Origin of the sequence: Brevundimonas sp. TWP2-3-4b1 (assembly GCF_049897665.1) — a bacterium.
GTDB classification, from domain to species: Bacteria; Pseudomonadota; Alphaproteobacteria; order Caulobacterales; family Caulobacteraceae; genus Brevundimonas; species Brevundimonas subvibrioides_B.
The window spans coordinates 1-802 of sequence record NZ_JAFCWQ010000073.1; the positions used below are offsets into that span (position 1 = coordinate 1).

Consider the following 802-nt stretch of genomic DNA (forward strand, 5'->3'; position numbering starts at 1 on the left):
GAGGAAGCTGTCGGCGGTCTTGTCGTATCGGGTAGCCAGTCGTCGGCTGTGTTTGAGCTTTGAGAAACATCGCTCGACGAGGTTTCGCAGGCTGTAGATGTGGCCGTCGATGACCGGCTGGACCTTGCGGTTCCGCTTGGCCGGGATGACGGCGGCAACGCCCCGGGCCTTCAGGTCGGCCAGGATGAAGTCGGCGTCGTATCCCTTGTCGGCGAGCAGGACGCGAGGCGCAGGCCCAGGCTCGTCCATGACGGGGCCGTAGCCTTTCATATCGGAGACCTGACCGCCGCTCAGCGTGATCGCGACAGGCAGGCCCAGAGCGTTGCTGCGGAGATGGATCTTGGTCGAGAAGCCACCGCGAGAGCGGCCAAGACCTTGGTCCTGATCCCCTTTTTTAGCGCGCCGGCGGCGTGCTGATGGGCGCGAATGATGGTGGAATCGATCATCTGAACGCTGTCGTGGCCTGTACCACCAGTCTCGTTCAGCGCCTCCAGCATGACGTCCCAGACCCCCGCCAGCGTCCAGCGCCGGAACTGGCGGTAGACCGAGTTCCACTCGCCGAAATGGCTGTGCAGATCACGCCAGGCCGTCCCCGTTCGGGCGATCCAGAACACACCGTCCAGCACCAGCCGGTGATCGCGAGGCCGTCGCCCTCGCCTCGGACCCTTCTCGACCACGAACGGCTCGAAGAACGCCCACTCCGCATCCGACATCAAACCACGAACCATGGCTGCTCTCCGCAAAGAACAGCCTTGAATCAGCGATCAGCTGATTTGGGAATCCACTTTGTCCACATCACCTA

The 802-nt window shown here is 62.8% G+C and carries 1 pseudogene; it reads right to left on the reverse strand.

The annotated features are described in order from the left end of the window. Positions 1-728, reverse strand: a pseudogene (locus ACP7A5_RS17975) (IS5 family transposase); the annotation flags it as partial. Positions 729-802 lie beyond the last annotated feature (74 nt).